At 42.4% G+C, this 13,490-nt stretch carries 11 protein-coding genes; 6 read left to right on the top strand and 5 right to left on the bottom strand.

The annotated features are described in order from the left end of the window. Window positions 1-25: 25 nt before the first annotated feature. The 6 genes from queG (at window position 26) to C9991_RS16900 (ending at window position 8,841) form a co-directional block, all read left to right on the top strand. Window positions 26-952 (top strand): tRNA epoxyqueuosine(34) reductase QueG, encoded by a 927-nt coding sequence (gene queG, locus C9991_RS10820; RefSeq protein ID WP_106812520.1) that lies wholly within the window; start codon window positions 26-28, stop codon window positions 950-952. A gap of 486 nt (window positions 953-1,438) precedes the next feature. Next, the gene (locus tag C9991_RS10810; protein ID WP_106812519.1) at window positions 1,439-3,472 is read left to right on the top strand and encodes a site-specific DNA-methyltransferase; all 2,034 of its coding nucleotides are present in this window, start codon (window positions 1,439-1,441) and stop codon (window positions 3,470-3,472) included. A 15-nt stretch (window positions 3,473-3,487) separates the two neighbouring features. Then, window positions 3,488-4,825 carry an AAA family ATPase gene (locus C9991_RS10805; protein WP_106812518.1) on the top strand — a complete coding sequence of 446 codons (1,338 nt, stop codon included), beginning with the start codon at window positions 3,488-3,490 and terminating at the stop codon, window positions 4,823-4,825. Between the two features lies 1 nt (window position 4,826). Continuing rightward, window positions 4,827-5,603 (top strand): hypothetical protein, encoded by a 777-nt coding sequence (locus C9991_RS10800; protein WP_106812517.1) that lies wholly within the window; start codon window positions 4,827-4,829, stop codon window positions 5,601-5,603. A gap of 4 nt (window positions 5,604-5,607) precedes the next feature. Then, window positions 5,608-8,625, top strand: a complete 3,018-nt coding sequence (locus C9991_RS10795; protein WP_106812516.1) for a type III restriction-modification system endonuclease — start codon at window positions 5,608-5,610, stop codon at window positions 8,623-8,625. 63 nt (window positions 8,626-8,688) lie between these two features. Beyond that, entirely contained in the window at window positions 8,689-8,841 is a 153-nt protein-coding gene (locus tag C9991_RS16900) for a C-GCAxxG-C-C family protein (RefSeq protein ID WP_198643790.1), read from the top strand. Window positions 8,842-8,898: 57 nt separating this feature from the next. Here C9991_RS16900 and C9991_RS10790 read toward each other — a convergent pair whose 3' ends face one another. From C9991_RS10790 to nudC, 5 genes are all read right to left on the bottom strand, one after another. Then, window positions 8,899-9,231, bottom strand: coding sequence for a hypothetical protein (locus tag C9991_RS10790; protein WP_106812515.1), 333 nt, complete (start codon window positions 9,229-9,231; stop codon window positions 8,899-8,901). A gap of 48 nt (window positions 9,232-9,279) precedes the next feature. Then, window positions 9,280-10,236 carry an N-acetylmuramoyl-L-alanine amidase-like domain-containing protein gene (locus C9991_RS10785; protein WP_106812514.1) on the bottom strand — a complete coding sequence of 319 codons (957 nt, stop codon included), beginning with the start codon at window positions 10,234-10,236 and terminating at the stop codon, window positions 9,280-9,282. A gap of 25 nt (window positions 10,237-10,261) precedes the next feature. After that, complete coding sequence (locus C9991_RS10780) at window positions 10,262-11,227, bottom strand: DUF4421 domain-containing protein (protein WP_368356632.1); 966 nt, start codon at window positions 11,225-11,227, stop codon at window positions 10,262-10,264. Between the two features lie 281 nt (window positions 11,228-11,508). Then, a complete protein-coding gene (locus C9991_RS10770) occupies window positions 11,509-12,492 on the bottom strand; it encodes a Gfo/Idh/MocA family protein (protein WP_106812511.1) in 984 nt (327 codons plus the stop codon). Window positions 12,493-12,600: 108 nt separating this feature from the next. Continuing rightward, window positions 12,601-13,386: an NAD(+) diphosphatase gene (gene nudC / locus C9991_RS10765; protein WP_198643812.1), complete on the bottom strand. Its 786-nt coding sequence runs from the start codon at window positions 13,384-13,386 to the stop codon at window positions 12,601-12,603. Window positions 13,387-13,490: the final 104 nt, after the last annotated feature.

The raw sequence follows: 13,490 nt of genomic DNA, 5'->3' as shown, positions 1-13,490 counted from the left end.
ACAGATAACCAGTAATTGTCTTCGTATGGATAAGAAACAATTATCTCTAAAAATAAAAGCCGAGGCTAAGAACCTCGGCTTTTTTGCATGTGGCATAGCTAAAGCCAATGCCGTTGACCCAGATGTTGTGGCTTCGTACAAGAAGTGGATAGGCCAGGGTGGGCATGCCACTATGGCATATCTCGAGAACTATCCCGACAAGCGTTTTGATCCACGCTTGCTTATGGATGGCCTGCAGAGCATAGTGTCGGTGGCGCTGAACTATGCGCCTGCCAATACCTTGCCGCAGGGTGAACCACAGTTTGCTGCTTACGCTCTTGGCAAAGACTATCACGATGTAGTTAAGGGCAAGTTGCGTCAGTTGGCCGAGATACTTGGCTTCGATACGTATCGTGCCTTCTGCGACTCGGCTCCAGTACTTGAGCGTTATTGGGCTGTTAAGGCAGGTCTGGGTTGGACAGGTCGCAACCATCAGCTCATAATCCCACATGCCGGTAGCATGTTCTTCCTTGGCGAGCTGTTTTTGCCTATAGAACTATGCTATGACGAGCCAATGCCATCGCGTTGTGGCAAATGTCATGCGTGTGTGGATGCGTGCCCTACCCATGCTTTATCTTTTGTTGACAACACAGCAAAGACTCAGTTCGACGCCCGCAACTGTCTTAGTTATCAAACCATCGAGAATCGTGGCGACATCCCTTCCGACCTATCCGACAAGATGGGCGATACTATCTACGGTTGCGACCGTTGTCAAACGGCCTGCCCATGGAATCGCTTCTCCCAACCCACCGATATTCCCGAGCTACAGCCTACTGACGAACTCCTCAACATGAAGCGAGAGGATTGGCTCTTGCTTACCGAAGAAGACTACCGCCGACTGTTTAAAGGTAGTGCCGTTAAAAGGGCAAAATACTCGGGTCTGATGAGGAACATTCACGAGGCACTCGACTAAGTCCTCAACCGCTTCCTAAATCCCCTTTCCAAGCATTATATATTACTTGCCATTTTAATATAATATAAATGGGCATTTAATATTATATAAATTGGCATTTAATATTATATAAATTGGCATTTAATATTATATAAATTGGCAAGTAATATATATTAAATGACAAGAGAATATATATTACTTGGGGATTACTTTTACATTGCCTTTCAACTTGAAGATATCCGTTACCCATTTCTTTCTGGCTTGCTCCATCATATAGAAAGCAAAGTCTTCAAAGATACGGTAGGTACGATTCTGATTGGCAGAAGCAAATTATAAATTAAATCTAAACAACAGTTTGTATCACTCCAAATACAGGATGAACCTCATTTTTATTGCGAATTGTTTACGTTCTTCGAAGGAATTAACTATATTTGCATAATTAATATTATTTATTAAAGACGTGTCACGAAGTACTGCAGTGAACGTTAATGATAAGAATACTTGAATATGATAAAAGATATAATGAATCACAACGCTAATGCAGTAGCGGGACAGAAGGAAATGGATGTGCTGAAGAAGTACTTCCCTCAGTGCTTCCATGCTGATGGCGTATTTGACATAGAGGCTTTCAAGGCTGCATTGCCTGGAGGTACTACTATCACCGACGAAACAAGCGGTTTCAACTGGTTGGGCAAGAACTATGCCCGTATGCTTACTAATATGGACACTACCACACTTATTCGTCCCGATGAGGAGCATAATGCAAAGCCTGAGAACAAGGACAGTCAGAATGTTTATATCAGCGGTGATAATCTGGATGCGCTGCAGCATTTGGTGAAATCGTATAGCGGCAAGGTGAAAGTGATTTATATCGACCCTCCTTACAACACAGGCTCTGACGGCTTTGTGTATAATGACAAGTTCAATTTTACTGCCGAGGATCTTGCCAAACGCTTGGATGTAAGTCCTGAGCGTGCCGAGCGTATTCTTTCTATGACTCGTCGTGGAAGTGCCAGCCATGCGGCTTGGCTCACTTTCATGTTGCCTCGTCTGTCATTCGCACGCGATTTGCTGACTGACGATGGAGTGATTTTTATTTCTATTGATGATAATGAGCAGGCGAATCTGAAGAGGCTGTGCGATGAGGTGTTTGGTGAGGAGTGCTTTGTGGCAAATATTTCTTGGCAAAAGACTTATTCTCCTCGAAACGACTCGAAGGGTGTACCTAGTGAAGTAGAGCATTTATTGGTATATGGTAAGAACCCCGAATGGACTCCTAAGAAATTGCCAAGAACGAAGGAAATGGATGCTAAATATAGCAACCCTGATAATGATGTCATGCCGTGGACGAGTAGTGATCCATGTGCACCAGGAGCTAAGACACACCAAGGTATGGTCTATGCTATACAACATCCATTTACCGGCGAAATGTTGTATCCTGCCATTTCTTCATGCTGGCGATATGACCAAGGTACAATGTTGGAATATATGTGTGGCTGGTGCGAATATGAGTTACGAGATTTATGTGATGAGGAACAGCGATCAAAAATCTGTGGCGTTGATGCGAATGAAGTCAGAAAGGGTGTAAAAGCAATTGTTTTGAAAAACAGTTTGGAGGATTCTAAGAAACAGGCAGAAGCTGTCTTGAAAAGAGGGCAATGGCCACGTTTCTATTTTACGAAAAGTGGAAAGGGAGGCATACGTCGAAAAACATACCTTGATAATGTAGAAGGCAAGATGGTAACAAATCTTTGGCCATATGCAGAGGTTGGGCATACAGACGAAGCCAAAAAAGAATTAAAGGCTTTGTTTGATGGAGAAATTCCATTTGATACACCAAAGCCTACAAGACTGTTGTTGCGTATTTTGCAAATAGCTTCAAACGAAGGTGATATTGTACTTGATTTCTTCTCTGGTTCTGCGACAACAGCACATGCTGTGATGCAATATAATGCTCAAGCAGATGATGGAAACAAGCGTAAATTTATATTAGTGCAGATTCCAGAAAAAGTAAAAAATAAATGGGGAAATCTTTGCAAGATAGGCATGGAGCGCATCAAGCGAGCCGCCAAGAAGATAAAGGAAGACAATCCACTCTTTGCTGGCGACCTTGGCTTCAAGCATTACATATTGGAGGAACCAAAAGAGGACGCATTGCTGCTGATGGAACAGTTTGATCCTATATCCAATAATATCACAACCTTGAATATGGATGACTTTGGTATTGAGACCGTTCTTCGCACATGGCTCGTCGCTGACGGCTATGGTTTGACCGAGGATGCAGAGGAAGTGATGCTCGGTAATTACAAGTCTTACTGGAAGGACGATCACCTCTATATGATAAATCCAGACCACGACTTCGACGAAAGTAGCATCGCAGCCTTGATGGATAAGTATAATGGTGAGCCGTTCTCTCCTCACAACATTGTGATCTTCGGCTACAGCTTCGGCTTCACCCATCGTGAGGAACTGCAGAAGAACCTCCGCACGCTAAAGGAGGGCAACAAGACTTTAACAGTGAACATAGATGTAAGATATTAAATAGAGAATGCAATTATGAAATTAACAGTATCTGGTTTTAAATCAATTAGCCGTGTGGAAAATTTCGATTTTCGAAAGTTTACATTGCTTGCTGGTATTAATAGTAGTGGTAAATCATCACTTATTCAGGCATTGCTGTTACTCAAACAGACATTTGAATCAAATTCTATTGATGTACTCAATTTTACGGGAGATTATATTCATGCCAATGAACCTTTAGACCTGATTCATAATAAAGACAAGAGCAAAAGACTTCATTATGTACTTAGTTTAGAAAAAAGGGAGATAGAGAATGTTGATTCTTATAGTCAGTATATTCCTAATGGAGAATTGCTCAATAAGTTAGACATTACATTGGATTTCTCAATCAATAAATCGTTTAAACTTGATAGTCTTCAACTGGATCTATGGTATGGCGAAGAAGGTCGCAAGGATAGTTTCCGCGTGTATAGTCCATCTACAAAAGATACACATAGTGTGACTTTCTCAAAAGCTACAATGGTTAATAATAATGGAGTAAAAGATAAAAATATCAGCACAGGTTATACTCTTTCTTACAAATATGGATTTTTACCATTCTATGGTGAACGAAAAGATGAATTTATATCTTTAACGATTATAAAAGATATAAGTGACACTCTTGAAACACTCTTTAAAAGAATTAGCTATATTGGTCCGCAAAGAGTTAAGCCTGTTTTGGCAAGAACATATTCAAGATTATCCTACGATAATGTGGGCATTGATGGCGAGTATTCAAGATTCCTAATCAATGAGCATAAAAATGAAATTGTTGAAGGGTATGACCAGAAGTTGATATCACTTCTTACATATTGGATTGTTGAACGTATGCACTTGGCTCAGGAACTCAGTGTAGAACGCGATGCAAATAAGCGTTATCGTGTTATAGTTCGTAATGAATCTAAGGTAAAAGTCGACTTGGATCAAACGGGATTTGGATTAAGCCAAATTTTGCCTATCATTACACAAGGTTTGCTGACTCCAAAGAATGGAGTTTTGATAGTGGAAGATCCTGATGCACACATGCACCCAAGTGTCCAGGCTGAGCTTGTCAATTTTTTTGCGGACTTGATTGCGCATGGGAGAAAAGTAATCATTGAAACTCATAGCGACCATATTGTGACCCGTATGCGTCTGTTATTGGTAAAGCATGAGTTTATCCAAACAGGAGATGTCAATGTTTGTTTTGTCAGCAATCAAGAAGGACATAGTGAATACCTTTCGTGTGCATTGACAGAAAAAGGAATGTTCTCAGAACCATTGCCTGCAGGATTCATGGACAGCCAAGAGAGTGATTTTAAAGATATAATTCATCTGCAAATGAAAAACAGATAGCATGGACTGGCAAGTAGCTATAGATATTAAAGCATGGGAAAGTGATTCTTCAATGCTTATTGATTCACTTGATTTCGCAAAGAACAGAATAGACCTGAAAGTGCTATTTGCTGATCATATTTATAATATAATCAGCTCTAACCATCAAAATTCATGGCTCATCTGTTATTTATTGGGAAATGTTCAAAAGGTTTCTTATCATGAGAGACCAGTAGGTGTGCATATTACTTTCTCACCAAATATTTCAGAAGGACTTAACCTCAACGAAGAGGATGAAACGGAAAATGTAACTTATTCAATGTTGCAATTGGCTGAACCTCCCCATAAAATATATGAGATGGCTATTGCCCGACCCAATGGCACTACAGAAAAGGATTTGACCATAACAGACGGAAGTTCATCAAAGAATGTGAGTCTGATTATTACATCTAATGGTCAAAGTCTCAAACATTTTTTCTCTCATAATCATCCTGAATTGAGACAAGCAAAGCATATATCTCAGCAAACAAGAAATATAGGTGGTGGTAAGATTGCATCCACCTTTAAGGCGTGGAACCCAAATGATGAAAGTTATGCGATAGAACTTCTGAACAAAGCCTTTGGAGATTCTGGTTCTCCAACTTTGCCTCCAACTCCTATCTATACATGGGATTCTCGGAATGAGAACTATGTAAAATTTATGCATAGTGGAAATTGGGAGTATCATGGGTATGATCTTGAGGATTTTAATGAAGTTCCTCATGAGATAAAGGAGCGTTACAATCACTGGAAAAAGTAATTGCATGGAATTAAAACTTGAAAACAATCTCGCACATCAGACAATGCCTGTTGATGGCGTTGCTGTTGTGGTGGAGGCCTCTATACAAGAACCTGCTAAGCAGAGCCATCAGAATCCACTGTTGAAACGACAGCTCGATGGTGAGGCTCTACGCTTGGTGCGTAAGAAAGGCAATATATTGGATAAAGCCACCAAGCAAAGAGTGACGCACTATATGCTGTCGGATAAGATTAAAAACTTGCCTTACCATCGTCTTCTCGATGTCAAGATGGAGACAGGTACTGGCAAGACATACGTCTATACCCGAACCATGTTTGAGTTGCATAAGCGTTGTGGATTCAACAAGTTCATTATTGCCGTTCCTACCTTGCCTATTAAGGCAGGAACTGCTGCTTTCTTGAAGGAACAGGAGGTGAAGCGCCATTTTGAGATGGTATGCAACTACAATGCAGAGATAGAGTTGTGCCTACTGGAACCTCAGAAGCAACAGAAGAAGGGGCGTCTGAATATGCCTTCTGCCGTAGGACATTTCTTTTATGGCACTCACCATGCCAAGCATAAGATATACGTGCTGTTGCTTAATACGCAACTCATTACTAATGGTAAGTTGCTTACCCGTGAGGACTATGACCAGATGCTGGGCGAATTCCATCGTCCAGTGGATGCTATTGCAGATACTAAGCCTGTGTTGATTATCGACGAGCCGCATCGTGTGGAGCGTGGTAGCAAATCATATGCTGCACTTATTGAGAACTTCCGACCTCAGTTGGTGTTGCGTTATGGTGCTACATTCCCAGAGCTTACGGTAGGTAAAGGTAAGAACAAACATGCGGTAAAGGACTATCAAGAACTAATTTATGACTTGAATGCAGCAGATTCTTTCAATCAAGGACTCATAAAGGGCGTTGCAAAAGAGCATCTGGAGTTGCCTGGAGGTAAGAAGGCTGAAAAGAAGGTGAAGGTGTTATCGACTGTGAAAGGTGATAGCGCCAACATGAAGCTGACAAGTGCTGACAATGCGGGTAAGACTTTCACGCTTCATGTGGGTGAGAGTCTTGGCTCTATTGATAATGATTTGGATGGCGTTGTCGTAGAGGCTATCAGCAAAAACAGCGTCAGCCTGAGCAATGGTCAGGAGAAGCAGACTGGCGAAGAGTTTTTCCCTGATCAGTTTGGCGTATCCTATCAGGAGGGTATGATAGAACTTGCCTTGATGCGTCATTTTGAGACAGAGCGCGAGAACTTCTGTCGTGAAGGATTGCCAATCAAGACACTGGCTCTGTTCTTTATTGACAGTATTGAAAGTTTCCGCGGACCTGAGGGCAAGAATGACGGTTGGCTGAGAAAGAAGTTCATTGATATGCTGGAGGCAAGAGTGAAGAAGGAACTGACATGTCAGAACACTCCTGAATACGAGGCATATCTGAGAGCCACTCTTGAAAATATAGATGCTTCATGTGCAGGATACTTCTCACAAGACAATAACGACTCGGATGAGAATATTGCCAACGAGGTGAAGGTGATTCTTCATGGCAAGAAAGAACTCTTAAGCTTTACGGATGAGGAGGGCAAGCCAAACGTCCTGCGATTCCTGTTCTCTAAATGGACATTGAAAGAAGGATGGGATAACCCGAATGTGTTTACCATCTGCAAGCTCCGCTCAAGTGGTTCAGAGATCAGCAAGCTGCAAGAAGTGGGTCGTGGACTGCGTCTGCCCGTTGATAGTGCAGGAAACCGCATCAGCGATTCTTCCTTCATGCTCAATTACATCGTAGACTTCACAGAGAAGGACTTTGCCAATAAACTGGTGGCTGAAATCAATGGTGAACTTGACGCTGATCAGAAGAGTCCGCTTTCTATCACCGCAGAAGATATCATTAAGGTTGCTGAGAAGCGCAATATCGAAGTCAATAAGTTCTTTATTGAACTGATGACTAAAGGTTATGTCGACTTTGATAAGAAGGTGGTGCCAGAGAAGTTTGATGATATGTTGATTGAATATCCTGAGTTTAAGGATGTTACAAGTGGTGTGAATACCAATCGTATCATCAACCGTAACAGCAGTCGTAATGATAAGATTCATATCCGTAAGGCAAGATTTGAGGAACTGCGAGAGCTGTGGGCACAACTGAATAGAAAGTACGTTCTGTACTTTGATAAGGCGATAGACAAGAAGATAGAAGCCGAACTGCCTTCAATCATCAAGGATAAGCACGTATTCTCTCTTCAGACCGTAGAGTCATCTCGTAAAGTCTTAGAATTCGAAGGAAACGTAGCAGTTGCCAATGAAGGAACTCATGCAGAATTGACATTGCATGACCGCCATTATGGCTATAATGAGTTCCTAAAGCGAGCATCAAGATACACCAACATTCCGGTTCATATTCTGCATAAGGCTATATGTGATGCAGCAAATGGTGGCTATCATCTCTCCAACGAAATGTTCAACGATAGTTCGTTGACTAGATTGATAGGTGCTGTAGATGATTGGAAATGTGACCAGCTCGTAGGTTTTGTGCGCTATAAGCAAGCCAACTATACAGTGAAGGAAACCAAGCTCACCAATGCTGATGGTACAGTGAAGGATGAAGTTGTTCAGGCATACATTGGCAATAAGAGTGTGCCAGGCGAACCACCTATCAAGTATCTCTATGATGCTTATGCTCATGACTCAGGTTTGGAATTACAGAATATCAAGACAGAGATAGATGAAGTCATCGTATATGGCAAGATTCCATCACACAGCATCTGTATTCCTACTGTGGCATCAAGCAACTACAGTCCTGACTTCATGTATGTGGTCAAGAAGGCTGATGGAACCAAGGAACTGAACATCGTGATAGAGACGAAGGCTTACGATAAGGAGTCACATATCTCACCTGATGAGGACACCAAGATTTCATGTGCTGAGGAGTTCTTCAAAGCTATGACTGCAAATGGTTATACTGTCCACTTCCGAAAGCAGATCAACAGCACAGGTGTTAAGAACATAATTGATGAGTTGACCAGGGTGACGCAATGACGAAGTCAGGAAAAAGAAAACAAAGAAAAGATAAATGTATGGGAGTCCTATGTAAGCCATAGTATGGATAAATTCAAGCAACGCAATGGTACCACACAATGCAAATTGCTAAAAGGTGTGGGCACAGGAAAGATGCTTCGCGAATGCCCTCTTTGCGTGGCAGATGCTTCTGAATTTCTGGAAGAAATCCTGGAAAAGGAAGGCGTACAGAAGTAAGTTGTAGAATTATACTTTGGTTCGCATTGTAGATATATCGTCATATTAGCAGAATCGTTAAGATTCTGCTAATTTCTTCTTCTCCTTTTCCTTAATCCTTGCTTCCACTTCATCGGGTGAACCGCTGCCTGTAATGAGACTCTTTATCCATACGCATATAGCGAAGCAGACAATGGTGACGGCTGCACTGGCTATCCAATTAAGAAGTTCGTTGCCGAGATGCACGTTGTTCATAAATACTATGCCGGCAACTATAGGAAGACCAAATAGCAGCATGTCGGAACCATTGCTCATCTTGAAGTTATCTTTAGCGCGTCGGTATTCTTCGTCTTTTGAAAGGATAGACTCACGGTTTGCCTTCCAGTATTCTTCAAATTCTTTTTCTGTCATTTTTGTTTAAATAAAATGAGGTTCTTACTTGGGTTTCTTGTACACGCCTTACTTTACACGCACAATCCTTATTCCTGTCTGTGACGGATGCTTCTGCATGTATTGATAGAGGGTCATGGGTTCTTCTAATACCTTCTTGTGTATCTGCGAGGCATTGAGCATGTGCAGTCCGTCTTTATGCCATATTGCTATGCCTATGTGCGAAGTATCGAGTCCGGCTTTGGATGTGGTGATAGCTATAATGTCGCCATCGTGGATGGTAGAACGGAACAGTTTGGTATTGGCTATTGACGCTTTTGGGATAAAGCGATAGGTATTGCCTGACAAGCGTGACTCCATCTGGGCTATTGGTTTTACCAACTCGGGATTGTTTTTTAGCATTGGATAGAGCGACGTGTGCTTGCTCATAAAGTTGATGCGCAGATATTGAGTGGCTGTAAATGGTGGATTAGGCGACTGAAGTTCATCTACAAAACCATCTTTGGTATTCTCGTCAATCCACTCTGTGAAGTAATGCTGGCGGGTAGGGTAGCTTACCTTTCCGCCTACATAGCGTATCTGGCGCAGATAGGAGCAATAATCGGTGAATGAGAGTTTCTGGTTTTTTATGCAAAGATATATGGCAAGCACATTCTCGACATAAGTGGTGCAGTCGAGCTGGCGTGTGTTTACGACAAGGTTTTCTATTGAGTCGTTCTCAAGAGTCTTTGCCACGTAAGGCACTCCTTTAAACTCGCGTGCCAATGCTATGATGAGGCTTGAGGCAGATGTGTCGTGCTTGGCATATTTGGAAAGAATTGTTTCTATACGTTTCTGGTCTTCGCTGTTAGACACAATAGCAAAATCGTTGTGCTGAGGTTCAGCATTCTGTATGTTTGTTGTTGACAAGGAGTCAGCTGAACTGTTGGTTTTGTTGGCAACATATTTTTTAGTGTTGCTGTCGGCAGAGTTCTTTGCTGTAGAGCATTGGGATAGCAATGCCAATGCTATTAATAGGGTTTTCATATACAAAGAGACTATTTATGAGTTGTTATTTTTGACGTCCGAAGTTTACACCTATATATATATTAAGGCTTCCGAACATATTGTTAGTTGAGAATTTGGGCTTGTGATAGTTGTATGTATGTACAATGCAGTTGGCTCCATAGTACCAGCGCATATTGTTCCATACAATACCGAAGCGTCCCACACCATCGATGTTGAAGTTTTGGAAAGTGAAATCCTTTAATGTGAAACCTTCGTGGTCGGAGTCGTCCCATGCTCTTTTGTAGCCTAAAGCTACCGACAAGGAGGCTGCCGCGAGCCAGTTATGAGCAAATACCCAATTGTATGCATAGCCACCCGAGAAGGCAATGTCGGTATATTTCACCTTCTTCATCTTAAGGTCGGTATCCATATACTTGTCTGCCACATCTTTTCCTAAACGGTCAGCCACAAGCGAGTTGAGCTTCTCCCAATCGATACTAAGCGTATGCTGAGTGTAGCCTATGCCACAAAGGGCAGAGCCACATGAGCGTCGCTGTATGGTAGACTGGCTGAAGGCAGCCGGATAGGAGAACCGTTTGTGATTGAAGATGTAATAGAGATTGAAGCCCTTGATGCTGACATCAATGCCGTCGTAGTCGACACCACGCATAGGACGTGTATCGACATTGTGAACGTTGTCGAAGCGCATACTGGATATTTTGTAGTCGGTACCAGTCTTGCGATAGAAAAGATCGACACCTATCTGCGAACTGTAGAGTGACAGGTCGAACTCCTTCTTCTTGTCGCCGTTGCTGATATGCTTAAGGTCGAATGTATAGCCAAGGAATACCCATCGCCAGCCTAAGTAAGGTCCGAGTTTGATGGACGGTAGGGGAGCGAAGGTGAAGTTATTGCCCTTTGATGATGTTATACGATAAAGCTCGTAAGTGTAGGTGTTTTGCATCATTACGGTATAGTTGAAGGCTTGTGGCTCGATGTAGTCCTTGTCCACTCGACTAAAATCCTTCACAAACTCGTACATGGTGCCTATAAGTCTTTTGAAAAAAGACTTTTTCTTCTTCTCAGGTTTCAGTAGGCAGGTATCGGCAATAGCTACAACATCTTTATGTTCTACCGTGTCGGCAATGGCAGCTACGTCTTTGCATACAATAGTGTCGGCAATATTCTGTGCTGTTGCAGTTGCCGACGCTATTGTAGATACTATATATATAATGTATANGTTGCCGACGCTATTGTAGATACTATATATATAATGTATAGACGTAGATTCATTGCTTAGTTGGTATTATTTTATAGTTTGCCAAGTATACGGTCTAACACCCAGTTGACTGGTGTGGCGCTTACGCTTGTGCATGTGCATGTACCAATGCCTTGCAGATGTTCGATAACGCTACGTATGATAGGGAGTTGCACATATGGAGGGTTGGGCACAACGATACTTGTTCGTCCCTCGCTTGTAACAAGTTGTATAGGGTCGTAATTATATACAGAGAACGAGAGCATGCCTTTTTCGCCAATAACCTCGATGCAGTCTTCCTTAGCACTCTTATGTCCTACAAAGCACCACGAACCACTACCAGGGAGTCCGTTCTCGAAGAAGAAACATGCACTAATAGTATCTTCGGCCTTGTATAGATGGGCACGGTTGGAGCAATAGCCGTGGGCACGGGTTATTACACCAAATATGTCTTGCAGTAGGTCGAGCTGGTGCGGAGCAAGATCGTAGAAGTAGCCACCACCTGATATATCGGGTTGCAGTCGCCATGGAAGGTTTTGCGCATCCTGATAGTCGAGGTCGCGAGGAGGAACGGAAAAGCGAATCTGCACGTTTGTGATAGTGCCGATAGTTCCAGAGTTTATAATCTGTTTTACTTTCTGAAAGTAAGGTAGGTATCTACGATAGTAAGCCACGAAGCAAGGTACGCCGGTTATCTCGCTTATGCGGTTGATACGAGCGCAGTCTTCATAACTTGCTGCAAGAGGTTTCTCTATGTATACTGGTTTGCCAGCCTTCATGGCCATTATGGCAAATGTGGCATGGCTTGACGGAGGAGTTGCAATATATATGGCTGTAACATCCGGGTCGTCGATAAGTTCTTGTGGGTCGGTGTACCATCTTTTAATGCCATGACGTTTGGCGTATGACTTAGCCTTGGCCTCGTTGCGGCTCATTACAGCCACAACATGCGAGCCTTCAACCTCGTTGAAGGCAGGTCCCGACTTCTTTTCGGTAACCTCGCCACATCCTATAAATCCCCATCCTATTTGTTTCATATGTATCTGTTCAAATTAAAATTCAAGAGATTAGCTATTGGATTCTTCACTTTTCACTTTTCCCTTTTCCCTCTTCGTTTCACTATTGGATTCTTCACTCTTCACTCTTCACTTTTCCCTTTCCTCGTGTTCCTCCATCCACTTGTCTATCAGCATACGTGCCAGACTAAGTTTTTCGGGAATAGTAGGAAGAGAGTTCTTATTAAACCAATTGCCACGTGAGAGTTCGGATTCTTGCAACTTAAGTTCACCACTTTCGTATTCGGCAAAGAAGCCAACCATGAGTCCACATGGATAAGGCCAAGGCTGCGATTTGAAGTAACGTAAGTTCTTGATAGTTAATGATGTCTCTTCCATTACTTCACGTTTTACTGCTTCTTCGAGCGATTCGCCGGTTTCAACAAAGCCTGCTATGCATCCATAGAAATCAGTCTTGAAATTTTTGGCATGAACAAGCAGCAAGTCATCACCACGATTAATCAGAACTATTATGGCAGTAGCAAGCATAGGCCATACGGTCTTGCCACAGTTTGGACAACGTTTGGAGATATCGGTGTCCATGTTCATAGGCGAACCACATACACCACAGTATTGTGTATTGCGGTCCCAATAAAGCAGCTCGTTGCATTTGCCAGCTTTGAGATACAACTCTTGCGACAGTTTGTAGAAAGACTGGCGCAGACCGCACATCTCGAAATTCGCTTCGTTGACGGGCTTGTCTATACGAAAAGCCTTAACTTCTGTGCCGTTGTCCATAGGCGACACGTTTAGAACGTGAGTGTCTGCTTTAATAGGCAGCGGTGCATTGTCGCCTTGCGGAATGGTATAGGTGCCGTCATCAAGCTTCTGCAACATTATGTCGCCACCATTGAAAATAAACCAATATGCCATAATATTAAAGATGTTACTTGTTGGTTGTGTGTGTTTATATAATACACAAAATTACAAATAAGATTTGACATATGTACAAGTTTTATGCTTATTTTGTATAAAACCCT

The sequence above is a fragment of the Prevotella merdae genome, from assembly GCF_900290275.1.
Taxonomy (GTDB): domain Bacteria; phylum Bacteroidota; class Bacteroidia; order Bacteroidales; family Bacteroidaceae; genus Prevotella; species Prevotella merdae.
Note: the sequence above shows the minus strand (reverse complement) of the source record. Positions and strands in the feature narration are given on the sequence as shown.

What these genes read in the sequence shown, in the direction of transcription:
- C9991_RS10800 (WP_106812517.1), top strand. Translation starts at nt 4,827, where the DNA reads ATGGACTGGCAAGTAGCTATAGATATTAAAGCATGGGAAAGTGATTCT.
- C9991_RS10770 (WP_106812511.1), bottom strand. Translation starts at nt 12,492, where the DNA reads ATGAAACAAATAGGATGGGGATTTATAGGATGTGGCGAGGTTACCGAA.
- C9991_RS10795 (WP_106812516.1), top strand. Translation starts at nt 5,608, where the DNA reads ATGGAATTAAAACTTGAAAACAATCTCGCACATCAGACAATGCCTGTT.
- C9991_RS10805 (WP_106812518.1), top strand. Translation starts at nt 3,488, where the DNA reads ATGAAATTAACAGTATCTGGTTTTAAATCAATTAGCCGTGTGGAAAAT.
- queG (WP_106812520.1), top strand. Translation starts at nt 26, where the DNA reads ATGGATAAGAAACAATTATCTCTAAAAATAAAAGCCGAGGCTAAGAAC.
- C9991_RS10810 (WP_106812519.1), top strand. Translation starts at nt 1,439, where the DNA reads ATGATAAAAGATATAATGAATCACAACGCTAATGCAGTAGCGGGACAG.
- C9991_RS16900 (WP_198643790.1), top strand. Translation starts at nt 8,689, where the DNA reads ATGGATAAATTCAAGCAACGCAATGGTACCACACAATGCAAATTGCTA.
- C9991_RS10790 (WP_106812515.1), bottom strand. Translation starts at nt 9,231, where the DNA reads ATGACAGAAAAAGAATTTGAAGAATACTGGAAGGCAAACCGTGAGTCT.
- C9991_RS10785 (WP_106812514.1), bottom strand. Translation starts at nt 10,236, where the DNA reads ATGAAAACCCTATTAATAGCATTGGCATTGCTATCCCAATGCTCTACA.